Source organism: Bartonella birtlesii IBS 325, assembly GCF_000273375.1.
In the GTDB taxonomy this organism is placed as follows: domain Bacteria; phylum Pseudomonadota; class Alphaproteobacteria; order Rhizobiales; family Rhizobiaceae; genus Bartonella; species Bartonella birtlesii.
This window is the reverse complement of record NZ_CM001557.1, coordinates 709056-733535: the sequence shown is the minus strand read 5'-3', so window position 1 is coordinate 733535 and position 24480 is coordinate 709056. Positions and strand designations below refer to the sequence as shown.

The 24480-nt window shown below is 37.4% G+C and carries 19 protein-coding genes and 1 pseudogene; 11 read left to right on the top strand and 9 right to left on the bottom strand.

Annotated elements, in window-relative coordinates:
• Nucleotides 1-41 precede the first annotated feature (41 nt).
• Nucleotides 42-908, top strand: a complete 867-nt coding sequence (locus QWU_RS03600) for a C40 family peptidase (protein WP_026017286.1) — start codon at nt 42-44, stop codon at nt 906-908.
• A gap of 449 nt (nt 909-1357) precedes the next feature.
• On the opposite strand, the gene mutT is transcribed toward QWU_RS03600, so the two are convergent.
• The 3 genes from mutT to QWU_RS03585 form a co-directional block, all read right to left on the bottom strand.
• Nucleotides 1358-1774 (bottom strand): 8-oxo-dGTP diphosphatase MutT, encoded by a 417-nt coding sequence (gene mutT / locus QWU_RS03595; protein ID WP_006588997.1) that lies wholly within the window; start codon nt 1772-1774, stop codon nt 1358-1360.
• 131 nt (nt 1775-1905) lie between these two features.
• Nucleotides 1906-3138, bottom strand: coding sequence for a bifunctional glutamate N-acetyltransferase/amino-acid acetyltransferase ArgJ (gene argJ / locus QWU_RS03590; RefSeq protein ID WP_017196214.1), 1233 nt, complete (start codon nt 3136-3138; stop codon nt 1906-1908).
• Between the two features lie 132 nt (nt 3139-3270).
• A complete protein-coding gene (locus QWU_RS03585; protein WP_006588995.1) occupies nt 3271-4224 on the bottom strand; it encodes a peptidylprolyl isomerase in 954 nt (317 codons plus the stop codon).
• Nucleotides 4225-4637: 413 nt separating this feature from the next.
• Between QWU_RS03585 and secA the strand changes: the two genes are divergently transcribed.
• The 3 genes from secA (at nt 4638) to prmC (ending at nt 9921) form a co-directional block, all read left to right on the top strand.
• A complete protein-coding gene (gene secA / locus QWU_RS09015) occupies nt 4638-7790 on the top strand; it encodes a preprotein translocase subunit SecA (RefSeq protein ID WP_425338962.1) in 3153 nt (1050 codons plus the stop codon).
• 188 nt (nt 7791-7978) lie between these two features.
• Nucleotides 7979-9058 (top strand): peptide chain release factor 1, encoded by a 1080-nt coding sequence (gene prfA / locus QWU_RS03575; protein WP_017196213.1) that lies wholly within the window; start codon nt 7979-7981, stop codon nt 9056-9058.
• Nucleotides 9055-9921: a peptide chain release factor N(5)-glutamine methyltransferase gene (prmC, locus tag QWU_RS03570; protein ID WP_006588991.1), complete on the top strand. Its 867-nt coding sequence runs from the start codon at nt 9055-9057 to the stop codon at nt 9919-9921. The genes prfA and prmC overlap by 4 nt, the downstream gene beginning before the upstream one ends.
• Here the strand turns inward: prmC and nrdF are convergent.
• The 4 genes and pseudogenes from nrdF to nrdH all read right to left on the bottom strand — a co-directional run bounded on the left by nrdF (nt 9918) and on the right by nrdH (nt 13657).
• Nucleotides 9918-10892, bottom strand: a complete 975-nt coding sequence (nrdF, locus tag QWU_RS03565; protein WP_006588990.1) for a class 1b ribonucleoside-diphosphate reductase subunit beta — start codon at nt 10890-10892, stop codon at nt 9918-9920. The genes prmC and nrdF overlap by 4 nt on opposite strands.
• An 11-nt stretch (nt 10893-10903) precedes the next feature.
• Entirely contained in the window at nt 10904-13054 is a 2151-nt protein-coding gene (gene nrdE / locus QWU_RS03560; protein WP_017196212.1) for a class 1b ribonucleoside-diphosphate reductase subunit alpha, read from the bottom strand.
• Nucleotides 13036-13433: pseudogene (gene nrdI / locus QWU_RS09010) on the bottom strand (class Ib ribonucleoside-diphosphate reductase assembly flavoprotein NrdI). The gene nrdE and the pseudogene nrdI overlap by 19 nt, the downstream one beginning before the upstream one ends.
• Nucleotides 13433-13657, bottom strand: a complete 225-nt coding sequence (nrdH, locus tag QWU_RS03550) for a glutaredoxin-like protein NrdH (protein WP_006588987.1) — start codon at nt 13655-13657, stop codon at nt 13433-13435. The pseudogene nrdI and the gene nrdH overlap by 1 nt, the downstream one beginning before the upstream one ends.
• 694 nt (nt 13658-14351) lie before the next feature.
• On the opposite strand from nrdH, the gene QWU_RS03545 reads away from it, so the two are divergent.
• From QWU_RS03545 to QWU_RS03515, 7 genes are all read left to right on the top strand, one after another.
• A complete protein-coding gene (locus QWU_RS03545; protein WP_017196210.1) occupies nt 14352-15104 on the top strand; it encodes an ABC transporter ATP-binding protein in 753 nt (250 codons plus the stop codon).
• 3 nt (nt 15105-15107) lie between these two features.
• Complete coding sequence (locus QWU_RS03540; protein ID WP_026017285.1) at nt 15108-15989, top strand: metal ABC transporter permease; 882 nt, start codon at nt 15108-15110, stop codon at nt 15987-15989.
• Nucleotide 15990: 1 nt separating this feature from the next.
• Nucleotides 15991-16923, top strand: a complete 933-nt coding sequence (locus QWU_RS03535; RefSeq protein ID WP_006588984.1) for a metal ABC transporter solute-binding protein, Zn/Mn family — start codon at nt 15991-15993, stop codon at nt 16921-16923.
• A 674-nt stretch (nt 16924-17597) separates the two neighbouring features.
• Nucleotides 17598-18923, top strand: a complete 1326-nt coding sequence (gene ugpB, locus QWU_RS03530; RefSeq protein ID WP_006588983.1) for a sn-glycerol-3-phosphate ABC transporter substrate-binding protein UgpB — start codon at nt 17598-17600, stop codon at nt 18921-18923.
• A gap of 105 nt (nt 18924-19028) precedes the next feature.
• The gene (gene ugpA, locus QWU_RS03525) at nt 19029-19913 is read left to right on the top strand and encodes a sn-glycerol-3-phosphate ABC transporter permease UgpA (protein ID WP_006588982.1); all 885 of its coding nucleotides are present in this window, start codon (nt 19029-19031) and stop codon (nt 19911-19913) included.
• Between the two features lie 10 nt (nt 19914-19923).
• Nucleotides 19924-20775, top strand: coding sequence for a sn-glycerol-3-phosphate ABC transporter permease UgpE (gene ugpE / locus QWU_RS03520; protein ID WP_006588981.1), 852 nt, complete (start codon nt 19924-19926; stop codon nt 20773-20775).
• A gap of 2 nt (nt 20776-20777) precedes the next feature.
• A complete protein-coding gene (locus QWU_RS03515; RefSeq protein ID WP_006588980.1) occupies nt 20778-21824 on the top strand; it encodes a sn-glycerol-3-phosphate import ATP-binding protein UgpC in 1047 nt (348 codons plus the stop codon).
• A 112-nt stretch (nt 21825-21936) separates the two neighbouring features.
• Here the strand turns inward: QWU_RS03515 and QWU_RS03510 are convergent, their stop codons facing one another.
• Together QWU_RS03510 and guaA are read right to left on the bottom strand one after the other, a co-directional pair.
• A complete protein-coding gene (locus QWU_RS03510) occupies nt 21937-22659 on the bottom strand; it encodes a glycerophosphodiester phosphodiesterase (RefSeq protein ID WP_006588979.1) in 723 nt (240 codons plus the stop codon).
• 176 nt (nt 22660-22835) lie between these two features.
• Nucleotides 22836-24392: a glutamine-hydrolyzing GMP synthase gene (gene guaA / locus QWU_RS03505; protein ID WP_006588978.1), complete on the bottom strand. Its 1557-nt coding sequence runs from the start codon at nt 24390-24392 to the stop codon at nt 22836-22838.
• Between the last annotated feature and the right edge of the window lie 88 nt (nt 24393-24480).

Here is a 24480-nt window from a genome sequence, read left to right as displayed (position 1 = left end):
TAATCATGAACTTATTTAAAGACAAAATGGAAGATGAATCAATGATCTCTAAAGATCCAAGATTACATGCATTCAGAGAAGATTTAGCAGATAAACGTCTTGAAACAGAAATTACAGCACAGCGTTTTGTGCAAGGTGAAAAGAGACGTGTTAATGTACCTGTCGCTGGGCTGTTTAAAGAAAATAATAAAAAAAGTGAAATGCAAACAGAGTGCTTATTCGGAGAAGAACTTCTCATCTTTGAACACGGAGAGACTATGTCGTGGGGACAATCTCTTAAAGATGGTTATGTTGGCTATATTGATACAACAGCGCTTTGTACATCAACTGTCAAACAAACACATATTGTTTCAGTACCGCGCACTTTCCAATATTTTCAAGCTGATTTGCGTGGACCAATGGAATATCCTTTATCCATGGGAAGTAAAGTAACTGTTGTTGATGAAGTTAAAGTCCGTGAAGTCATGTATTCTATACTTGAAGACGGAAAAGCAATCATTAGTAAGCATCTTAGTCCCATTGAACACGTGTATAAAGATTATGTTGCCGTTGCTGAAATGTTTACTCGCACACCTTATCTTTGGGGTGGAGTCAGTGGCTTTGGGCTCGATTGCTCAGGACTCATCCAGCTTTCTATGATAATGACCGGTCAAATAGTTTTACGCGATACTGACATGCAGCAGAAAACTATAGGAAATCCACTCTCAGATGATGATAAACTTCAACGAGGTGATTTGATTTTTTGGAAAGGTCATGCTGCCATTATGGTTGATCATGAAAATATCATTCATGCAAATGGCTTCTCTATGGACTCTATGATCGAACCACTAGAGGAAGTAATTACACGTATTGCTCAAACATATCAACAGTATCCGATAGAAAAACGTCGACCAATACTAAAAAAGTAAGTTGTATTTTCATATAACAACGCTTAATAAACGTTTCTATTGTTACATTCTTTCATGGAGTTTGAAGTCTTAGAAGTAATAATTTGGATCAAAGAAAATCGTTGCTTTTATAAGAACAAAAAATACTTTTATAAAATTATTTATGTCAAAGAGTATTCATAATACGGCTTTTTCTTAGAGGTTATATTCACTATTTGTGTATTTTTGGATATTATAGTGACTCACTAACCTGCTTACTCGAATAGCTCTCATTAAAATGCGTAACTTACATGATATATTTGTTTTAAATATACATGAGCATTATGCAATTTAAATAAGGAAAAGCTATTCAATAGCAAAGCAGTAAAGTAATTAATCTATGAGCCTTAGCAGAAAATGTATTCATAAAGATCAAGCTGCCTATTGCAAAAAAATATCTTTTATGTGTAAAGAATATTGTTTTTCAAAAATCATTTAAGAAAAAAATTTTTCAAAAGCTGAACCAATGGTTTATCAGCGTCAGGCATGGGGTATCTCTCAAGATCACTAATAAAAACCCATTTTAAATTCTGCCCTTCTCGTCCTTGAGCAACACCTTCGTAATGGCTACAAAGGTATAACGGCATTAGGAGATGAAATGTGTCGTAGTTATGGCTTGCAAATGTTAAGGGTTGTAAATTATCTGCCTGAACATGAATACCAAGCTCTTCTTTTAATTCACGAATTAATGACGCTTCTGGAGTTTCACCTTGTTCAACCTTTCCACCAGGAAACTCCCATAAACCAGCTAGTGATTTTCCTTGAGGGCGTTCTGTAAGCAAAACACGATTATCTTGATCTAGTAATACACACGCAACAACAAGAAGAAGTAAACTTTTTGTACACATACCACTCTCCAAACAAGATAAAGATAACCATTTCTTTCCTATTATCCTCTACTTCAAAATGAAAGTGCTAAAAAACTCCCTACTCTTTCCCAAATATACAGATATCTGATATCAAATTTATAATATATCCATTAACTTCTGTAATCACTATTGATCATAACGTATTCCTTCGTCAAATCGCAAGACCAAACTGTCGCCTTGCCAGCGCCCAAACCAATATCAACACCAATTGTGATGTGTTTTCCTCGCATATAAGCAGCTATTGTTTCCTCGCAATATTCAGGATCTCGTTCACCATTGATAGCTACGCGATATTCACCAAACCAAATTGTCAAGAGATCACGGTCTACTTCAACACCAGCCTTACCAACCGCCATTACTACTCGTCCCCAGTTAGCATCTTCACCGGCAATAGCGGTTTTTACAAGGGGTGAATTTGCAATTGACAGAGCAATAGTTTTTGCAGCATTGTCTGTTGTTGCACCAATCACATTCACTTCAATTAAATGGCGAGCACCTTCTCCATCACAAACAATTTGTAACGCAAGCTCATGCAAAAGCTCACGCAAATGCTTTGAAAATACCTCATAACGCGGATCAGCTTTCTGTGTAAGGGGAGGAAAGCTTTCTTTTCCTGTTGCAAACAACATGAGGGTGTCGGATGTTGAAGTATCACTATCGACAGTAATCGAATTGAAAGAGCTCTGAACCGCTTCTGATAACATCAATTGAAGTATATCGGAAGAAATTCCTGCATCACTTATAACAAAAGAAAGCATCGTTGCCATATCTGGTGCGATCATACCTGCACCTTTTGCAATCCCATTAATGGTAACAATCTCTCCACCGCAATCAAATCTACGTGTAGCAAGTTTTGGAAACGTGTCAGTCGTCATAATAGCTTTTGCAGCCTCCAACCAATTCCCTTCTTCTGCTGTTTCCAGCATACTTGGTAAAAGACTTACAATAACCGATGCATCCATTGGCTCACCAATAACACCTGTAGAAGCTATAAAAATTTCATTTTCTCTCGCCTTTAAAGCTTTTGCTGCTGCATACATGATTTCATTTGTTGTGTGCCTTCCTTTACGTCCCGTAAAAGCATTCGCATTCCCAGAATTAACAATAACACCCCTTGCAATCCCGTGAGGAAGCGACGCACGACAATGTTCCACAGGAGCAGACGGACATTTTGAACGGGTAAAAACACCCGCCACACTTGCTGATTTATCGAATATGATAAAAAGAAGATCTGTACGATCTTTATACTTAATTCCAGCTTTAGCTGTTGCTATCCGTACACCAGATAACGGCGGAAGCTCCTGTATGTTTTGCGGAGACAAAGGAGATATTTTTAAAACCACACTATGCTTTCCATAAAAACAGGTAAAATGATTGCAGATAAATAATCTTTTATAAAATAACTGCTAGGCTTTTTGAACAAAGCTCATCTATCAAATCACCTAGCAAAAATATTATCTACCTATTCTTCTTTACTATTCCGTATCTTCTTCGTCTGGTGTTTCATCCGAAAGCGGTGTTCCGTTTTGATTAAGAGATTGCATGAGTTTTATCACATTAGGATCAGGATATTTTACATCCATTTTGCTGCGCAAATCAACAATCAGTTTTTGATAGCGCTCTTTTATTAGCTGTGTACGCAACATCTCTTTAACATCATCAAATGCAGGAGGTTGTTTCAAACGACGATCTTCTACTTTAATAACATGCCAACCAAAAGGACTTTCAATAGGACTTTTCGTGTATTCGCCAACTTTCAAGCCAAACGCAGCATCCTCAAAAGGCTTAACCATTTGACCATGACTAAAATAGCCAAGATCCCCTCCCACAGCAGCAGAACCATCTGTTGAAGTCTTTTTTGCAATCTCTTCAAAATTTTCCTTCTTATTTAAGCGTTTAATGATAGCTTCTGCTTCTTTTTTCGTTTTCACCAAAATATGGCGCGCCTTCACCTCATCCTCTTTAGGTAAAGCAGCAACTTCGTTTTTGTAAAGAGCTTCTAAATCATTATCTGAAATCTGATCAACAATTGTCTGTTTAAAATACAGCTGCTGAAGAACATTGTCGCGCATAACTACCATACGTTTATCATAAGCCTCAGTCTTATCGATTCCCTTACTCTTTGCTTCTTTAGCAAGTGCTTGCATATCTAGATAAGCCTTTAAAACCATTATACGGCGTTGTTCATCAGGAAAACGTATTAAATTAGGATTTATTTCAAGCGCTAACTCATCTAATTGCCCTGCGGTAATATTCTTTCCATCGATAACGGCCATAACATGAGAAGGAGAAACTGCCTTTTCCGAAGCTTTCTCCAAAGTCTTTAAATCACTTGGTGCTGAATTCAAACTTTCTTGGGCCATTACCCCTAAATTCGTACTCGCCAATAAGGCTGATGTCAAAAACAGCGTGATAAAGTTAAATTTCATAAATATACTCCTTAAAAATGAAGGCAGGGATCTAATTTTTTTGACTGTAACAGTTTAATCTCTAAATAGAGATTAATAAATCAGTAATTTTATTTTAAAAAGCATAAATTCGTCCTTTTATCTTAGTTTATTCAACCCTATCTAATGTTCATAGGAAATATGATAATAGAGAAAATGATATATTATATCTTAAATTACTTTGTGTTATGTCCGCTAAACAGCGTACCTAAAGTTGACACAATGCACTTCACCTCTTATCTCTACTCTACAATAAAAGTGAAAAATTGCACATCCACGAGTATAATGGTATCACTTGCTTCCAATTATATTAAACGCCTTGAGGGATGCAAAATATGGGGATAGCGTATGAATTACCTAATAATAGTGGCAAAAATTAAAAGAAAGGGCCAGAGATGGTCAGTTTAGGTGTCTTTGCACGTAAATTTTTTGGTTCAACTTATGAGAAGCGTCTCAAAACTCTTCGCCAAAAAGTTATACAAATTAATGCTTTAGAAGAACAATTCATGAAATTAAGTGATGCGCAGCTCTGCCAAAAAACTGACGAGTTTCGTAAACGCCTCGCTGCAGGTGAAACCGTTGACTTACTCTTACCAGAAGCCTTTGCGACTGTTCGTGAAACAGCAAAACGTGTTTATGATATGCGCCCTTTTGATGTACAGCTTATTGGTGGAATGGTACTTCATGACTGTGGTATTGCTGAAATGCGCACCGGTGAAGGTAAAACATTAATGGCAACTTTGCCAATTTACCTCAATGCATTGGAAGGAAAAGGTGTTCATGTCGTAACGGTGAACGATTATCTTGCTAGTCGTGATGCTGAAACGATGGGAAAGATCTTTGGTTTTCTAGGACTAACAACAGGTGTGATTCTCCATGATCTTGATAATGATGCACGACGAGCAGCCTACGCATGTGACATCACCTATGCAACAAATAATGAATTAGGCTTTGATTACCTGCGCGATAATATGGCTTTTGATCGTAGTCAAATGGTCCAGCGCGAACATCATTACGCAATTGTTGATGAAGTTGATTCGATCCTCATTGATGAAGCACGGACTCCCCTTATTATTTCTGGACCTCTAGAAGATCGTACCGACTTTTACAACCTTATTGATACATTTATTCCTGCCTTAACTCCAGAAGACTATGAAATAGACGAAAAACAAAAAACGACAACCTTTACCGAGGTTGGTACTGAAAAAATCGAAAAAATGCTCGAACAAGCCGGACATCTTAAAGGTGAAAGTCTTTACGATATAGAAAATGTTGCTATTGTTCATCATATCAATAACGCACTTAAAGCCCATAAACTGTTTGTCCGTGATAAAGATTACATTGTACGCAATGGTGAAATTGTTATCATTGACGAATTTACAGGTCGTATGATGCCAGGACGGCGCTATTCTGAAGGGCTTCATCAAGCCCTAGAAGCTAAAGAACATGTTGCTATTCAACCAGAAAATCAGACACTTGCTTCTATCACTTTCCAAAATTATTTCCGTATGTATAGGAAATTGTCTGGAATGACTGGAACTGCAACAACAGAAGCAGAAGAATTCAGTAATATTTATGGTCTTGAGGTTGTAGAAGTTCCTACGAATTTGCCTATCCAGCGTCTTGATGAAGATGATGAAATCTACCGAACAGCAGAAGAAAAATATCGTGCTATTGTGTATGATATCCGTCAAGCACATGAAAAAGGACAACCTATTCTTGTTGGAACAACATCTATTGAAAAATCAGAACAATTAGCGGAACGTCTACGAAAAGAAGGTATTACCGATTTTAGAGTTTTAAATGCCCGCTATCACGAACAAGAAGCGTATATTATTGCACAAGCAGGAGTGCCTGGCGCTCTCACCATCGCAACTAACATGGCTGGCCGTGGTACTGATATACAACTTGGTGGGAATATTGAGATGCGTATAAAACAAGAATTACAGGATATACCAGATGGAGAAGAGCGAACTACAAAAATTGAAGAAATAAAAAAAGATGTCAAGCAACTTAAAGAAAAAGCATTAGCTGCTGGTGGTCTTTACGTCATCGCTACTGAACGCCATGAAAGTCGTCGTATTGACAATCAGCTGCGTGGTCGCTCTGGTCGCCAAGGTGATCCTGGTCGTTCAAAATTCTTTCTTTCTCTTCAAGATGATCTTATGCGAATCTTTGGCTCCAACCGTATGGATGGCATGCTACAAAAGCTTGGATTAAAAGAAAACGAAGCTATTACCCATCCATGGATTAATAAGGCTCTTGAAAAAGCACAGAAAAAAGTCGAAGCACGAAATTTTGAAATCCGTAAAAATTTGTTAAAATACGATGATGTCATGAATGATCAACGCAAAGTTATTTTTGAACAGCGTATGGAAGTCATGAATGCGGATGATTTAACAGAAATGATCCTTGAAATGCGCAATGAAGTAGTTGAAGATCTTGTTGAAGCCTATATTCCATCTGGAACATATTCTGAAAAATGGGATGTCAAAGCTTTACAAGAGGAAATTCGCCAACTCTTCAACCTCGAGTTGCCAATCGAGACATGGGCAAAAGAAGATGCAATTGCTGAAGAACAAATTTTAGAACGCATATCAGATGCTGTTACAAAACTTGAAAATGAACGTACTGAACGCTATACTTCAGAGGTTATGGCTTATTTTCATAAAGCCATATTACTTGAAACCATTGACACGTTATGGCGTGAACATCTGGTGAATTTAGACCATTTGCGTTCTGTGGTTGGCTTTCGTGGCTATGCACAACGGGATCCCCTCAACGAATATAAAACGGAGTCATTTGAACTTTTCCAGAGCATGCTTAGAAATTTACGCAGAATCGTTACTTCTAAACTCATGCGTTTCGAAATTATTCAGCAACCTACAGAACCTTTCACGCTTGTACAAACTGATGCTGATACCTCTGTTCCAAATGATCAAGAAGAAGAAAATATTCCTACCTTGTGGGCACAAACACAAGAAAATAAAATTATTAACCCGAAAGACCGTGATCCTAATGATGTAACTACATGGGGAAAGGTTGGACGCAATGAGCGTTGCCCTTGTGGTTCAGAAAAAAATACAAACATTGTCATGGTGCCTTCGTTTGAAAAAACGATGAAGAAGATGAATAAAAAGCGAAATTATGAGCAGGAATTACGCACTGCAGGTTTAAGAGTAACACGTCAAAGACGCATTATTCTTGATATTTTGGCTGAAACAAAAGATCATCCGAATGCATTTGAAATTTTTCAGCGTGCTCACAAAATAGATTCGAGTATTTCGCTTTCTACTGTTTATAGAACAATGAAAATATTAGAAGGAAATGGAACAATTCATCGCCATACCTTTAGTGGTGGGCCCTCTCGTTTCGAGCAAGCAGATGGGCAACACCATGATCACCTTATTGATATGGAAACAGGACAAGTTATCGAATTTCATTCTGATATCATCGAAAAGTTGCAAGAGGAAATTGCTAAATCCCTTGGCTATGATATTGTTCATCATCGCCTTGAACTTTATGGAAAAAAAACAACTCTTAAGTAGCTGATTTCTTATGTGTTATTAAAAAATACCTTATAAAAAGTATATTTTCTATAATTTTACTTTAAAAAGTTATAGTTTTCATTGGCAAGAAAGTTTTTCTGTTCTATTACCCCACTTTATCTGATGCTATAAGGCAATCAATTGCTCGTATCATAAAAAATATTATAATAAATTAGGTCAATATTATCATGGTTTCTTTGCCAAAAGATCGTATGAGACAACTCGAAAAACGTTTTGAAATAATTGAGAGCCAAATGGCTCAAAATCCAGATGCTGAGACATATGTAAAATTAGCTTCTGAATATGCAGAACTACAGCCAATTATTGCTTCTATACGGACATTAAACGCTCTTTACGCAGAAATCACAGAGCTGGAAATAATCATAAATGATAAACTAACAGATGCAGAGATGCGTTATCTTGCTCAAGAAGAGCTCCCGTTATTATGCCAAAAAATGGAACAACTTGAAAAAGAACTTCAGATTCTTCTTTTGCCTAAAGATGTTGCTGATGAAAAAAGTGCTATTGTGGAAATTCGAGCAGGAACAGGCGGATCAGAAGCAGCACTTTTTGCTGGTGATCTCTTCCGCATGTATGAACGTTATGCCGCTTCTCATAACTGGAAAGTAGAAGTTGTTTCACTTAATGAAGGAGAAGTTGGTGGATATAAAGAAATTATTGCAGGTATTTCAGGAAAAGGTGTCTTTTCTAAATTGAAATTTGAATCAGGTGTTCATCGTGTGCAACGCATCCCTGAAACAGAAACCGGTGGGCGTATCCATACCTCTGCTGCTACAGTTGCAGTGCTTCCGGAAGCCGAGGAAATTGATATTGAAATTCGTCCAGAAGATATTCGCATCGACACAATGCGTGCTTCTGGAGCAGGAGGACAGCATGTCAATACAACGGATTCAGCTGTTCGTATTACGCATATACCAACGGGAATTATGGTTGTACAAGCAGAAAAATCACAGCACCAAAACCGTACACGGGCACTGCAAATTTTGCGCGCACGCTTATTTGACATTGAACGACAAAAAGCAGAAAATGAACGTTCTGCTTCTCGTAAAAATCAAGTCGGCTCTGGTGATCGCTCAGAGCGTATTCGTACCTATAATTTTCCACAAGGACGTGTCACGGATCACCGTATTAATCTCACTCTATATAAACTTGATCGCATCCTAGAAGGCGAACTTGATGAAATTATTCATGCACTCATCTCTGACCATCAAACAGCTCTCCTGATGGAAATGGATAACAATAGATGAACAAATATTCTCTCGACAATGTTATCCAACGAACTCAAGAAAAATTGTACACAAAAGGAATTTCTGAAGCTAAGCTTGAGGCAAAAATACTCGTCGAATGGGTAACAGGTACAAATTCTTCTGATAGAATTCTCCAACCAGATCTTTGCTTGTCTTTTGAGCAAAGGGAACACTTAGAAAACGCTATCAAACGACGTATTTCTGGTGAACCAGTTTACCGTATTATCGGAAAACGGGAATTTTATGGCATATCCTTCACATTATCTCAAGATACATTAGAACCACGTCCTGACACAGAAACACTGATAGATCTTGTTCTCCCTCTGCTTAAAAAACATGCTGAAAAATCAGAAAAGATAACACTACTTGATATGGGAACAGGAAGTGGTGCTCTTGCCATTACGCTCCTTAAACAAATCCCGACCCCCCACGCGGTAGCTGTTGATATTTCTGAAGATGCCCTTAAAACAGCAACAAGAAATGCAGAGATGGCAGGAGTTATTAATCGTTTTACTCCTCTTCTTAGTGATTGGTTTGTTTCTGTAACTGGTCAATTTGATCTTATTATTTCCAATCCGCCCTATATTCCAGAAAAAGATATTCAAAATCTTGCCAAAGAAGTACGACTCCATGATCCATTGCGCGCGCTGATCGGTGGAAAAGATGGACTTGATTTTTATCGAAAACTTGCTCATGAAGCAGAAAATTACTTAAAAGACAACGGCTATATTGCTGTCGAAATTGGCTACTCTCAAGAAAAAGCAGTCTGCAACTTGTTTGAAAAAAACGGTTTTAAATGTTTAGAAATGCGCAAAGACTTCAATAGGATACCCCGTGCCCTTCTATTTGTGCGCGGCTCTTAAAATGTCCAATCATCATCCGTGGTTGCAACTGCCTTGCCAATGACATAAGAAGAGCCAGATCCTGAAAAGAAGTCATGATTCTCATCTGCGCTTGGTGACAAAGCTGCTAAAATAGCGGGATTAACACGACAAACCTCAGGAGGGAAAAGAGCTTCAAAGCCTAGATTCATTAAGGCCTTATTTGCGTTATAATGGAGAAAAACTTTAACATCTTCTGTCAATCCAAGTGCATCATAAAGATCTTCAGTATATTTGCACTCAATATTATAAAGATCGAAGAGTAAGTTAAAAGCAAAATCTTTAATTTCCTGCTTTTGAACGTCATCAAGCTTTGCAAAACCCAATTGAAATTTATAGCCTATATAGTAACCATGCACAGCTTCATCACGAATGATAAGCCGAATAAGATCAGCTGTATTGGTCAATTTAGCACGACTAGCCCAATACATAGGCAAATAAAAACCAGAATAAAATAAAAAGCTTTCCAGCAGAGTCGAAGCTATTTTTTTCTTTAGCGGATTATTCGCTTCATAACGCTCAAGTACTAATCTAGCCTTTTTTTGCAAATGAATATTTTCCTCTGACCACCTAAATGCATCATCGACTTCTACCGTCGAACAAAGGGTTGAAAAAATAGAGGAATAAGACCGTGCATGAACCGCTTCCATGAAAGCAATATTTGTCAAGACTGCTTCCTCATGCTCTGTGATTGCATCAGCAAGCAATGAAATAGCACCCACAGTATTTTGAATGGTATCTAGAAGAGTTAATCCAGTAAAAACACGAATCGTTAGCTTACGTTCTTCTTCTGTCAAACTTGACCATGAAGGAATATCATTGGAGAGTGGAACCTTTTCAGGCAACCAAAAATTTCCAGTTAAACGATTCCAAACTTCCAGATCTTTATCATCATGCAATCTATTCCAATTGACAGCGCAAACAACAGGATTTTTGGTTGTAATCTTTGTCATATGATTATCTCCTATAGACTGCATGAAACACAGCCATCTACTTCTGTGCCACTCAACGCTACTTGCCTCAACCTTATATAATAAATACTTTTTATACCCTTTTTCCAAGCATAAATTTGAGCACGATTAATATCACGCGTAGTAGCAGTATCAGGAAAGAATAATGTTAATGAAAGCCCTTGATCAACATGCTGTGTAGCAGCAGCATAGGTATCAATAATTTTTTCAGGACCAATTTCATAAGCATCCTGATAGAAATCCAAATTCGTATTATCCATGTAAGGAGCAGGATAATAAACGCGCCCAATTTTTCCCTCTTTGCGAATTTCAATCTTTGAAGCAATTGGATGAATAGAAGATGTTGCGTGATTAATATAAGAAATAGACCCTGTTGGAGGAACTGCTTGCAGATTACGGTTATAAAGTCCGTATTCAACAACTAAATCCTTGAGTTCCTGCCAATCTTTTTGATCTGGTATAATAATATTATTCCGTGCGAAAAGCTCTTTTACGAGTGGAAATTGCGGCTTCCATTCTTTCTCAATATATTTGGTAAAAAAACGACCATCTGCATAAGCTGATTTCTCAAACCCTGTAAACATTTCCTGACGCTCTCGTGCAATTAAATTAGAAGCACGTATGGCATGATATGCTACAGTATAAAAATAGATATTAGTAAAATCAATTGCTTCTGGAGATCCATAATAGATCTGCTCACGTGCTAAAAAACCATGCAAATTCATTTGTCCCAAACCAATTGCATGACTTTCAGCATTGCCTTTCGCAATGGACGGTACACAGGCAATATCACTCATATCAGACACAGCAGTAAGAGCGCGAACAGCAGCCTCCACTGTCTTTCCAAAATCAGGACTTTCCATTGCTTTTGCAATATTCATTGAACCAAGATTACAAGATATATCACTTCCAACAGTGCGATAAGTCAAATCCGTCTCTAATTCACTCGCCTCACTGACCTGTAAAATTTCTGAACATAAATTGCTCATGCTTATACGTCCAGCTATCGGATTTGCTCGGTTAGCAGTATCCTCAAACAAAATATAGGGATAACCTGATTCAAACTGAATTTCTGCTAAAGTTTGGAAAAAAACACGTGCACTTATTTTCTTTTTGCGAATTCTTGCATCATCAACAAAAGATCGATAATGCTCTGTCAAAGAAATATCACTAAAGGGTTTGCCTGTTACACGTTCAATATCATAAGATGAGAACAGATACATATCCTCATTATTACGTGCCAGCTCAAAAGTAATATCAGGAATCACAACACCAAGTGAAAGTGTTTTAATTCTAACTTTCTCATCAGCATTTTCACGCTTCGTATCCAAAAACTTCATAATATCTAAATGATGTGCATGTAAATAAACAGCACCAGCCCCTTGCCGTGCACCAAGTTGATTGGCATAAGAAAAAGAATCTTCCAAGAGTTTCATTACAGGTAATACACCTGAAGACTGGTTTTCTATTTGTTTTATTGGTGCCCCTGCTTCCCGCAAATTGGTCAAACAAAGCGCTACACCTCCGCCCCGTTTCGAAAGCTGTAAAGCTGAATTGACCGAACGACCTATTGATTCCATATTGTCTTCAACACGCAACAAAAAACAGGATACCAACTCGCCACGCTGCTTTTTTCCCGCATTTAAAAATGTCGGTGTTGCGGGTTGAAACCGGCCTGTAATAATTTCATCCACAAAAATCTCGGCAAGCGCCTTATTCCCTTGTGCTAAATATAAAGCAACAAGGCAGACGCGATCTTCATAACGCTCAAGATAGCGTTTTCCATCAAAAGTCTTCAGCGTATAGCTCGTATAATATTTAAACGCGCCCAAAAAAGTAGGAAAACGAAACTTAAATGCGTAAGCACGTTTAAAAAGTTTTTTGATAAAAGAAAAGTCATAAAGCTCAAATAAGGATTTTTCGTAGTAACCTTCTTCTATCAAATAGTCTATTTTCTCTTTAAAATTATGAAAAAAAACCGTATTTTGGTTAACATGCTGAAGAAAATATTGCCGTGCAGCAAGACGATCCATATCAAACTGAATATGACCACTTTCATCATAAAGATTAAGCATGGCATTTAATGCATGATAATCCATAATCTGACCTGATTTCTGCGACTGTTCTATCCCAATTGTTTCCAAAATCTTTCCAATCCCTTCTTTACAAAAATAACATCTTCATCAGTTCCACGTAACTCAAAATGATAAAGGCAAGGCACACAACATTTTTCAGCAATGATCTTGCTTGCTAAATTATAATAGCGACCAAAATTACGATTCCCACCACCAATGACACCACGAATAAATTTGCGATTCTCATCTTCATTAAGAAAATGAATAACTGCTTTCGGCACTGCTCCCCTTCCCTCACCATCTGCATAGGTAGGAACAACCAACACATAAGGTTCACCGACTAATATAGACGGTTTTTTTTATCAATTTTGAAGAGTCGTTGAGCAAGCTGTAGAACAAAATATTCAGTATTACCCGTTGCACTCGAATAATAAACAATAAGTCCCATTAAACACAAAGGCCACTAATCATATCTGGTCGAAAACCAGACCAATGATTTTCACCACAAACAACCACAGGAACCTGACGATATCCCAAAGATTGAACAAAAATATATGCCTGTTCATCGCGGGAAATGTCTACAACACGATAATGAATACCTTTAGCATCAAAGGCACGACGCGTAGCATCACATTGGACGCAAGATGGTTTGCTATAAATAGTGACTGACATTTTTTTCAACTTTCACAATTTTAAAGAATCAACCCTAAAGGGTTCATTCTGATAATTTTATAAATACTCAAGGATAACAAAAAAACAGAAATCATACGCAAACACACATAGCTATACTTTATTTAGATAACACATAGCTTCCAAAACGTAACAGGAATCCTCAACAAATAACCTAAGAATTATGATGAGAATTAAGTGATCATTCTACAACCTAAATGGCAACCCCCCAGTTATAAAATAATCTTTTGTTTGCATTACAATTCCCTCCTGCAGTCTAAAAAGATAAAGCTCCAATCTACTGCTTTTCAATAGCTCAGCTTTACTTTTTCATGACAAAAATCAACTTACAAAAATGAAAGGAAACTCTTCCAAAAGAGGTACCTCAACAAGAATACCGTTTTACCCTTGATCAATAAACTCTTTACAATCACATTATGGAAATAACTTAGAAACCAAACGAAACACACTCTACCCTCACCTGTGCTTATTTAGAATCACCAATCATTTTGATACTATATATAGTATACACACTCTCTCTTTCGTCAAGGTGAATTCAATTATTATTTTGAATTTTCCACGATCTTCCCTCTAAAATTCTTAACACCCAAGACATATGTAATAATATAACGTTTTATTGACAAACGTTATATTATTACATATGTTCATGAGGTAAATATTAAAGATGGTATAAATTATGGATCTGCATTTTGACAGTGCAACATTAGGCTATGGAAATAGAATAGCAATAAGGGGCTTTTCAGCAAAGTTAAAAATGGGTTCGTTGGTAGCAATAACCGGTGATAATGGTGCAGGAAAATCCACACTACTGAAAACTATTGCTGGCTTGATCAAGCCTCTCAAAGGAAAAATTACAAAACCGAAAAAAAGCCGAATCGCTTATCTTGCTCAGCAATGTGATATAGATCAAACATTTCCAATTGACGTGAGAACACTTCTTAAAACAGGACTGTGGTCTTTTTGTGGATTGTGGAAAAACCAGCGTCCTTATTATTCTAAAATTCAGTATGCACTTGAAATGGTCGGGCTTACAGCACTTGCTAACCGTCCTCTTTATACATTGTCAAGTGGCCAATTACAACGCGCTCTTTTTGCACGTATTATTGTACAAGATGCCGAAATTATCTTGCTCGATGAACCTTTTAATGGTGTAGATCGTAATACCCAAAAAGACCTTCTTGCCTTGGTAACTTATTGGCAACAACAAGGACGAACCGTTCTTACAGCACTGCATGATCCGCTCATTGTGCAAGAATATTTTCCCCACATGATCCAAATTAATAAACAAAACGCCTTTTATGGAGAAACAACACAGTTTTTCCATAACAATATTCACCACTTTATATCGCCTTTTACATCCAACTCTTCTCATATCAGTGCACTAAAACGACATTTTTCCCTCGATGATTCTCGCTCTATTAGGTTATAATACGTGTACGAATTTTTTCTTGCCCCCTTCGTTGAGTTCCATTTTATGCAAAGCGCCCTTATCGGCTCAATTCTCCTGTCCATCAGCGCTTGCCCTATTGGTGTATTTTTGATGCTACGCGGGATGAGTTTAACAGGAGATGCTATATCTCACGCCATTCTTCCTGGTGTTGCCGCCGCCTTCCTGTTTTGTGGCTTTTCTCTCATATCTATGACGCTTGGCGGCATTTTAGCTGGTGTCATTGTTGCGTTAGCAACTGCCTTGATTTCGCGAAATAGCTTTCAGAAAGAAGACGCATCAATGACAGTCTTTTATCTTATTGCACTTGCAGCAGGCGTCATTATTGTTTCACTTAAAAATTCAACGATTGATCTGCTTCATCTCTTATTTGGCTCGATACTTGCACTTGATACACAAGCCCTTTTATTCATCACCGTTATCATGGTGATCACAATATGCAGTCTTTTCACTTTCTGGCGGGCACTCGTATTAGAAAGTTTTGATCCCCTCTTTTTTAAATCACTCTCTCCATTGAGCAAATATGTTCATATATCATTGCTTGGACTTGTCGTATTGAATCTGGTTGGCGGTTTCCAATCACTAGGAACGCTACTTTCTGTCGGCATTATGATGATTCCAGCTATTACAGCCCGTTTTTGGCTTTCACGTCTTGGCCCTATTTGCATACTTTCTATCCTTTTGGGAATCATTGCTAGCATATGCGGCCTATTGCTTTCTTTCCACCTTTCACTTCCTTCCGGTCCCTCTATCATTATTGTCGCAGGATGTATTTACCTTTTTTCCTGTTTTATCAGTCCACGCGGTTTTATTGTAGCATGGTTTCCTCGCTTTTTTTATACATTCTTCTCTAATTTTAGGAAATAATATGTCTAAACTTATTCAACTCTTTGTTCCGCTTGGAGTACTCTTATTGTTCACCCTTTTTCCACTTTCTGCTACTGCATATAAACAGGAAAAGATTAGAGTTGTCGTGAGCTTCTCTATTCTTGCAGATTTAGTAAAAAATGTAGGAGGTGATCATATTTCTATGACGATTTTTGTCGGCCCCAATGCGAATACTCATACTTATGAACCAACTCCCCAAGATGCCCAAGCCCTTAGAAATGCGCATATTATTTTCATCAATGGACTTCATTTAGAGGGTTTTATTGATCGCCTCATCACAGCAAGTGGTACCAAAGCACCTCTTATCGAAGCAAGTGCTAATATTTCTCCCCTTGAAATAAAAAAACAGGAATATAGTGCCCAACACCAGCATCACCTCAGTAGTATTGATCCACATGCTTGGCAAACTATCCCTAATGTAGAAATTTATATCAAGAATATCGCTGCTGCTTTTTGTAAAATTGATCAACAATCCTGTATAAGCTACAGCCAAAATGCCGAATCTTACCTCCAAAAGCTTAAAGCGATGCGAGAAAAACTTAAAACAAAGATTGCCACTATTCCAAAAAATCAGCGCATTATTATCACATCGCATGATGCTTTTGGTTATTTTGCTCAAGAATACGGCTTTACTATCCTTGCTCCCCAAAATGCTTCAATAGAAGCTGAAGCAACACCAACCGATGTGGCCAAACTTATCAAACAGATTAAAACCAATAAAGCAGCTGCACTGTTCATTGAAAATATTTCTAACCCGCGTCTTATAAAACAGATCGCAAAAGAAACAGGCTTAAAAATCGGTGGAACATTGTATTCCGATGCATTGTCGGACGAAAATGGACCTGCTGCAACTTATCTCGATATGATGGAACATAATGTCAAAACTATTATCGATGCAATAAAAAAACACTAAGATATCTCTACAAGAAAATAAATGAAATTATGCATGACTTTACTGCTTCTTTCATATCTAAAACATAATGGTTTTGAAAAGACCGTATCACTCACAACCTCTTATTTATATGCACAAAAAACGTGATTACATAACTATGTTTCACGAAGCAATAAACAAACTTTGATTCTTAGAAAATTAAAAAAATCTTCGGTATCAAACAACCAATAATGGGTTAAACAGAAAAAACTTAAAGTCTCATAGCAGTTATTTAAATCATGGTTTTAGAATCATGTCGAAGAGATTATTATTAAACCGAACGCGAACAATTCATCGCCAAGTTATTTATTCAAAAATTACAAAGCAACTAACATATAAAATAGACGACTTTCTTTCTAAATCTGCATATTTAATAACTATAAAAGAATGGTATTTACTATTTTTATCTTTGTTTTCTCTTTTACTCAGTTGCACTATTTCAGTGTTTTATCAGCTATTTACAGAATATACCTCATTAACATAGAATAACTTTCACAAAGGAAAATGAGCATGTTGGAACAAATTCGTTTGACCTTTTGATGGTTCCTGTTTAAATGAATCAATATATTTCTGAAATAAAATTGTCATGGCACTTTCATGTACAATACTATAAAGTTAGGGTAACCTGTATTCCATCACTTCAGAAAGGGGGAAACATGAGTCGCTTTTATTTTTCTCTAGCAGCATTTGCAATTGCTATCACTATGGCAACAACAGGGTTTGCGCAAACAAAAATTAGCTTTTGGCATTCTATGAGCGGCGAGCTAGGAAAACAGACTGAGCAACTCATAAACGATTTTAATGCCAGTCAATCTGATTACAAAGTTGTTCCTTCGTTTCGTGGTGAATATGAAGAAGGTATGGTTTCACTCATTTCAGCATTTCGCGGAAAGAAACAACCGGTACTTGCCCAAATCTATGAGATTGGCACTGGAACCATGATGGCTGCAAAAGGTGCTGTTTATCCCATTTATCAACTTATGGCTGATACAAAGCAAGAACTTGATTTTGCTGATTATTTACCTGCTATCAGTGGTTATTATTCAGATGTTCAGGGGCGAATGCTTTCTATGCCATTCAACGCTTCAACACCAATCCTTTATTATAATAAAGATATCTTTAAAAAAGCAGGGCTTGATCCAGAACAGCCCCCTAAAACATGGCAAGATATAGAAAATTTCTCCAAAAAAATCCTTGAAAATAAAGCAGCAAGTTGTGGTTTTACAATGGCTTATGCAGCTCAATGGATTGGCATAGAAAATTTTTCAGCACTGCACAATGCTCCTTTTGGAACCAAAGAAAATGGCTTTGGTGGACTTGATTCGAAACTTACCTTTAATGGGCCTTTACAAGTACGTATGTGGACCGATCTTAAAAGATGGTCTGATCAAGGTATTTTTCGCTATGGGGGCTCTGCTGGAGCATTAGATACAACACCAATGTTTATGACGCAAAATTGCGCAATTTTTATGCAATCTTCAGGTTCTCGTTCTGGAATCCTATCCGAAGCGCAATTCAATGTAGGGATTGGTATGTTACCCTACTATGATGATGTAAAAGGTACACCACAAAATTCAATTATTGGTGGTGCAGCTATTTGGGCTTTGAAAGGTCATACCCCTAAAGAATATGCGGGTGCTGCTGCCTTTCTTAAATTTCTCTCGAAAGCAGATATTCAAGCTAGATGGCATCAGACAACAGGTTATCTTCCATCAACAAAAGCTGCTTATGAATTGAGCAAACAACAGCATTACTACGAGAAAAATACCGGTGCAGATATTGCTATTAAACAGATTAGTCTTAATCCACCGACTGTTAATTCAAAGGGAATAAGATTTGGTAATTTACCACAAATACGTTCTATTCTTGATCAAGAATTAGAAGCTGTTCTTAGTGGTTCAAAAACACCAAAAAATGGATTAGATGAGGCCGTTAAACGAGGCAATAAGCTTTTGCGTGAATTTGAAAAAGCTAATCATTAAGGTTTCATGATTATTATTAAATATCAAAGGTTAATAAAGAATATAAGCCCTTGTAGTCTTTTTTTGTTCTCCTTTCTAAAGTCTCTGATTTAAAGAACCCTATGAATGCAAGAAAAACACGCATATTTTAAAAATAGTTTGCTCTCTTATTGGTTGCTGCTCCCTCAACTTATTGTGACTTTTTTATTTTTTCTTTGGCCTGCTGCTCAAGCGATAAAGTCATCTTTCGAGCGTGAAGATGCTTTTGGTTTTACAACAACCTTTGTTGGCTTTGAAAATTATGTGACAATTTTTACTGATCCTTCTTATCTGAAATCACTTCTCACAACTGCAGTGTTTTCTATTTCTGTTACTCTTACTTCAATGGCGATATCGCTTCTTTTGGCTACCTGTGTTGATAGAGTCATCCGTGCAAAAAAAGCCTACACAATGCTCTTGCTCTGGCCTTATGCTGTTGCTCCAGTATTAGCGGGTATATTATGGCTGTTTATTTTTCATCCAACTATTGGGATTATCCCTTTTCTTTTAGAAAAAATAGGTATTATATGGAATTACCGTATTAATGGTACTCAAGCAATGATCCTTATTATAATTGCAGCCAGCTGGCAACAAATCTCCTATAATTTTCTCTTTTTCCTTGCAGGTCTTCAGTCTGTTCCACATTCCCAAATAGAAGCAGCAGCAATTGATGGTGCTGGTCCTTTTAAACGATTTTGGACTGTAGTATTCCCGCAGATTTCACCGACGACTTTTTTTCTTCTTGTCATTAACATCAATTATGTTATGTTTGATACATTTGGTATTATTGATAACATGACCTCTGGAGGTCCCGCGCGTGCAACAAGCACTCTCGTCTACAAAGTGTATGATGACGGCTTTAAAAACCAAATAATCGGTGGATCAGCAGCACAATCAACAATATTAATGTTGATGGTTATTGTCTTGACGTTTATCCAGTTTCGCTGGATTGAACGTCGCGTACAATATTAGGAAGCGAATTATGGTTGAAAATCGCCCTATTTTGAAACTTTTAACCCATCTCACCCTTATTGTTGGAATTATCATTATTTGTTTTCCAGTTTATGTTGCTATCATCGCATCAACCCATAGTTCAGCAGCATTTAGCTCAGGAACACTTCCTCTTTTACCGGGGAAATATGCCCTAGAAAACTACAAAATAATCTTTGGTGATGGCCTTCAACAGCTTGGTTTGCCCAATCTCTGGCCACTTTTAATGAATTCGCTCATTATGGCCCTTGGTATTAGTATTGGAAAAATTATTATTTCGCTCCTTTCTGCTTATGCAATTGTCTATATGCGCTTTCCCTTTCGCAAAACTGCTTTTGCTCTCATCTTCGTCACATTGATGCTCCCTGTCGAAGTTCGCATTATCCCAACATATACTGTAGTTGCACAATTAGGCATGATAAACACCTATAGTGGAATGATTATCCCGCTCATTGCATCCGCAACAGCTACATTTTTATTTCGTCAATTTTTTTTGACTGTTCCTGATGAACTCTTGGAAGCTGCGCGTGTTGATGGTGCAGGGCCATTTAAATTCTTTAAAGATATTCTTCTTCCTCTTAGCAAAAGCAATATCGCTGCTTTATTTATCATTATGTTCGTTTATGGATGGATACAATATCTCTGGCCTCTTATAGTGACAACTGATCAAAATCATCAAACTATTCTTATTATTTTAAAACAGCTTATCGTAGAATCACTTCAACATGATCCTCAATGGAATATACTCATGGCAGTATCGGTCGTTGCCATGGTCCCACCTGTTCTTGTTGTTATCTTCATGCAACGACTTTTTATCAAAGGCCTTATTGAAACGGAGAAATAACTGTGGCTATAATCCAGTTATCAAATATAAAAAAACAGTATGACAACAATATTATGGTCATTGATGATTTAAATTTGACAGTTGCCGATAAGGAACTTCTCGTTCTTGTTGGCCCTTCGGGATGTGGTAAATCAACACTCTTACGTATCATTGCAGGGCTTGAACAGGTCACCTCAGGTGAACTCTCTATTGATAATGAGCGTATAAATGAACGCGAACCAGCTGATCGCGATATTGCTATGGTTTTTCAAAATTACGCACTTTACCCCCATATGACTGTTCGTAGAAACTTAGAATATGGGCTTAAAAATCGCAAAACACCTAAAGACGAAATAAATAGACGTATCACACATGCTGCAAAACTTTTGCAAATAGAGCCATTTCTTGATCGTAAACCACGACAATTATCGGGAGGACAACGACAGCGTGTTGCAATGGGGCGTGTAATTGTGCGTCAACCACGTGTTTTTCTCTTTGATGAACCACTTTCAAACCTTGATGCGAAATTGCGTGCGCAAATGTGTATTGAGATTAAAACACTCCAGCGTTCATTAGAAACAACAAGCCTCTATGTTACTCATGATCAACTAGAAGCAATGACGCTAGCTGATAGAATAGTTGTCATGAATAAAGGAACTATCGAGCAAATTGGAACGCCAATGGAAATTTATGACCATCCAGCAACAACATTTGTTGCTGATTTTATTGGTTCTCCTCCTATGAACTTTCTTGATCGTCAAATCCTAGAACAACACTTAGGGTATTCATTGTCTTATAGTCAAGAAACAGAGCTTTTGGCATTCAGACCAGAAGTAATCTTGTTGGGAGAATATCCAGATCAAGGACCTGTCTTTCACACACAAATTGAGCTTATCAAGCCTGTCGGGACAGGGTGTCATATTTTAACTCGTTGGAACGATACCATTTTTACTGTTGAAATAAGAGAACGCCTTACAAGCGACTATGGTAAAAAACTAAGCTTCACTGTTCCTCATCAGAATTTTCACACTTTTAATAAAACCACAGGAAAACGCACAAGTAACAAGTAAATAAAATAGAAAACTTTAACCTTATAAGCACTGTTAGCAAAACTTCTTATTTTCTCCTATCGACTTCAATTTTTATCAACTGTATCGTTTCTTTTGTATAGTAATAAGCTTTTTATCTCTGTGCACGTAATTTCAAAGCTAAATCAGGTTGATCTGTCGTGATATAATGTACAGGCATATCAAGCCAATGTGATAACCGAGCTTTCCCGTTAATTGTCCATACACCCACAGTAAAACCAGCTTCAAGCGCAGATTCAATAAAAACCTGTGAGACAATGGAACCATCTAAACTTAGATCAGAATACCCTAATCGTTTCCATTCAGAAAAATGATGGTACATATCACCTTCAAATCTATCAATACATGGCCCAGATGCTATTCCTGCTTCAATAAAAGGACGAAGGCTTGTAGGATCAAAACTGATTGCAGAAACCCGTTTTGCTAAATTTCGACTTTTTATTAATGCAAGTGCTTTTTGGGATAAAATAGTCTCACGCTCAACTTCACCACATGTTTTGATTTCAAGATGAAGGGCCACGTGGGTTGACACTAACAGATCAAGCACCTCTTCTAATAAAGGGGGGGCTTCAGTACTTCCTTTCACACAGAGTTTTTTGCGTGTTTCATTATCAATATCATGAATATATCCTTTTTTCCCAACCAGTTGTTCCAGATAAAAATCGTGGAATACAACCACTTCACCACTTTTCAGAAGATGAATATCACATTCAATTTCATCGACTCCTAATGCAATTGCGTGACGAAATGCCGAAAGTGTATTTTCGGAATAAAGGTTTGCTCCACCACGGTGTGCAACAATTTTTCTCTCAGACATGCAAAATTTCACACTTCTTAATTTTAAACAATATCGGTTCATATAAATCAGATAATGATTTTTTAAAAATCACACAAAGTGCACAACAATTTTTTCAAAATTGTTTTTTCTATCCACTCTCCCAAATATTAATTTTAAGCAATACTCTCTGATTAAAATTTTATACTTCATTTCAATCATTCCCACTCAATGGTACTAGGCGGCTTTGAAGTTACATCATACACAACACGATTAATACCTCTCACTTCGTTAATAATACGTGCCGCTGTTTTGCCTAAAAACTCCATATCATATGGATAGAAATCAGCAGTCATTCCATCTACAGATGTTACCGCGCGAAGAGCACAAACAAATTCGTAAGTGCGCTCATCACCCATAACTCCAACAGTCTGAACAGGAAGAAGAATAGCAAAAGCTTGCCAAATTTTATCATAAAGGCCGGCTTTACGAATCTCATCAAGGTAGATAGCATCCGCTTCACGTAAAATTTCTAATTTTTCACGTGTAACTGCGCCTGGACACCGAATTGCAAGACCGGGTCCTGGAAAAGGATGACGACCAATACACTGCTCCGGCAATCCTAACTCTCGCCCTAACGCGCGAACCTCATCCTTAAACAGTTCACGCAATGGTTCTACAAGTTTCATGTTCATTCGTTCCGGTAACCCCCCTACATTATGATGGCTTTTAATTGTTACCGATTCACCAATAGCCGATACACTCTCAATAACATCTGAATAAAGCGTTCCCTGCGCTAAAAATTCTGCACCTCCTATTTTTTTAGTTTCTTCTTCAAAAACTTCTATAAAAAAACGGCCAATTGTTTTACGTTTTTTCTCTGGATCTATTTCACCTTCTAGAGCGTTAAGAAACATGTTGGCGGCATTAACGTGAATAAGCCCTATGTTATAATGATCTCGAAAGAGTGTAAGAATTTCTTCAACTTCATTCTTACGCATTAACCCATGATCCACAAAAATACATGTTAATTGCTCTCCTATTGCTTCATGAAGAAGTACAGCAACAACTGTTGAATCAACACCACCTGAAAGACCACAGATCACGCGGCTTTTCCCAACTTTTTCGCGTATATCAGCAATTACCTTCTTGCGATACGAAGTCATTGACCAATTACTTTTAAGACCAGAAATTTTATGAACAAAATTTTGTAAAAGTTTTGTACCATCGGGTGTATGAACAACTTCAGGATGAAACTGCACAGCATAAAAATGCCTTTTTTCATCAGCAATCGCAGCATAGGGAGCGCCTTTTGATGTTCCTATTACACGAAAGCCTTCTGGTAACGCTGTCACACGATCACCGTGACTCATCCATACTTGATAACAAGATCCTTTTTCCCACACTCCATCAAAAAGTGCATTCTCTTCTTGTATCTCCAAAAAAGCACGCCCAAATTCACGCTCATGTCCAGCTTCAACCTTTCCACCAAGCTGAACACACATAGCTTGTTCACCATAACAGATGCCAAGAACTGGAACACCAATTTCAAAAACTTCCATCGGAGCACGCGGTGAACCGCTATCAACAACTGAATAAGGGCTACCTGATAAAATAATAGCTTTAGGTCTTATTCGCTTGATGCCTTCTAAAGCTAATTGAAAAGGAACAATTTCACAATAGACACCCATTTCTCGCACCCGCCGTGCGATCAGTTGTGTGACTTGTGAACCAAAATCAATAATAAGAACAGTGTCTGGATGTGATACGCTCATAGAAAACCAATCAATAATTATAAAAGAGAACCAATGAGATTTATGATTTAATCTTTCTCTTTTCACAAGCCTGTTCGCTTCAGAAAAA

Bases quoted from the DNA above. Each gene is read 5' to 3' on its own strand.
- QWU_RS03600 (WP_026017286.1), top strand. From the start codon at position 42: ATGATCTCTAAAGATCCAAGATTACATGCATTCAGAGAAGATTTAGCA.
- mutT (WP_006588997.1), bottom strand. From the start codon at position 1,774: ATGTGTACAAAAAGTTTACTTCTTCTTGTTGTTGCGTGTGTATTACTA.
- QWU_RS03585 (WP_006588995.1), bottom strand. From the start codon at position 4,224: ATGAAATTTAACTTTATCACGCTGTTTTTGACATCAGCCTTATTGGCG.
- secA (WP_425338962.1), top strand. From the start codon at position 4,638: ATGGTCAGTTTAGGTGTCTTTGCACGTAAATTTTTTGGTTCAACTTAT.
- prfA (WP_017196213.1), top strand. From the start codon at position 7,979: ATGGTTTCTTTGCCAAAAGATCGTATGAGACAACTCGAAAAACGTTTT.
- prmC (WP_006588991.1), top strand. From the start codon at position 9,055: ATGAACAAATATTCTCTCGACAATGTTATCCAACGAACTCAAGAAAAA.
- nrdF (WP_006588990.1), bottom strand. From the start codon at position 10,892: ATGACAAAGATTACAACCAAAAATCCTGTTGTTTGCGCTGTCAATTGG.
- nrdH (WP_006588987.1), bottom strand. From the start codon at position 13,657: ATGTCAGTCACTATTTATAGCAAACCATCTTGCGTCCAATGTGATGCT.
- QWU_RS03545 (WP_017196210.1), top strand. From the start codon at position 14,352: ATGGATCTGCATTTTGACAGTGCAACATTAGGCTATGGAAATAGAATA.
- QWU_RS03535 (WP_006588984.1), top strand. From the start codon at position 15,991: ATGTCTAAACTTATTCAACTCTTTGTTCCGCTTGGAGTACTCTTATTG.
- ugpB (WP_006588983.1), top strand. From the start codon at position 17,598: ATGAGTCGCTTTTATTTTTCTCTAGCAGCATTTGCAATTGCTATCACT.
- ugpA (WP_006588982.1), top strand. From the start codon at position 19,029: ATGCAAGAAAAACACGCATATTTTAAAAATAGTTTGCTCTCTTATTGG.
- ugpE (WP_006588981.1), top strand. From the start codon at position 19,924: ATGGTTGAAAATCGCCCTATTTTGAAACTTTTAACCCATCTCACCCTT.
- QWU_RS03510 (WP_006588979.1), bottom strand. From the start codon at position 22,659: ATGTCTGAGAGAAAAATTGTTGCACACCGTGGTGGAGCAAACCTTTAT.
- guaA (WP_006588978.1), bottom strand. From the start codon at position 24,392: ATGAGCGTATCACATCCAGACACTGTTCTTATTATTGATTTTGGTTCA.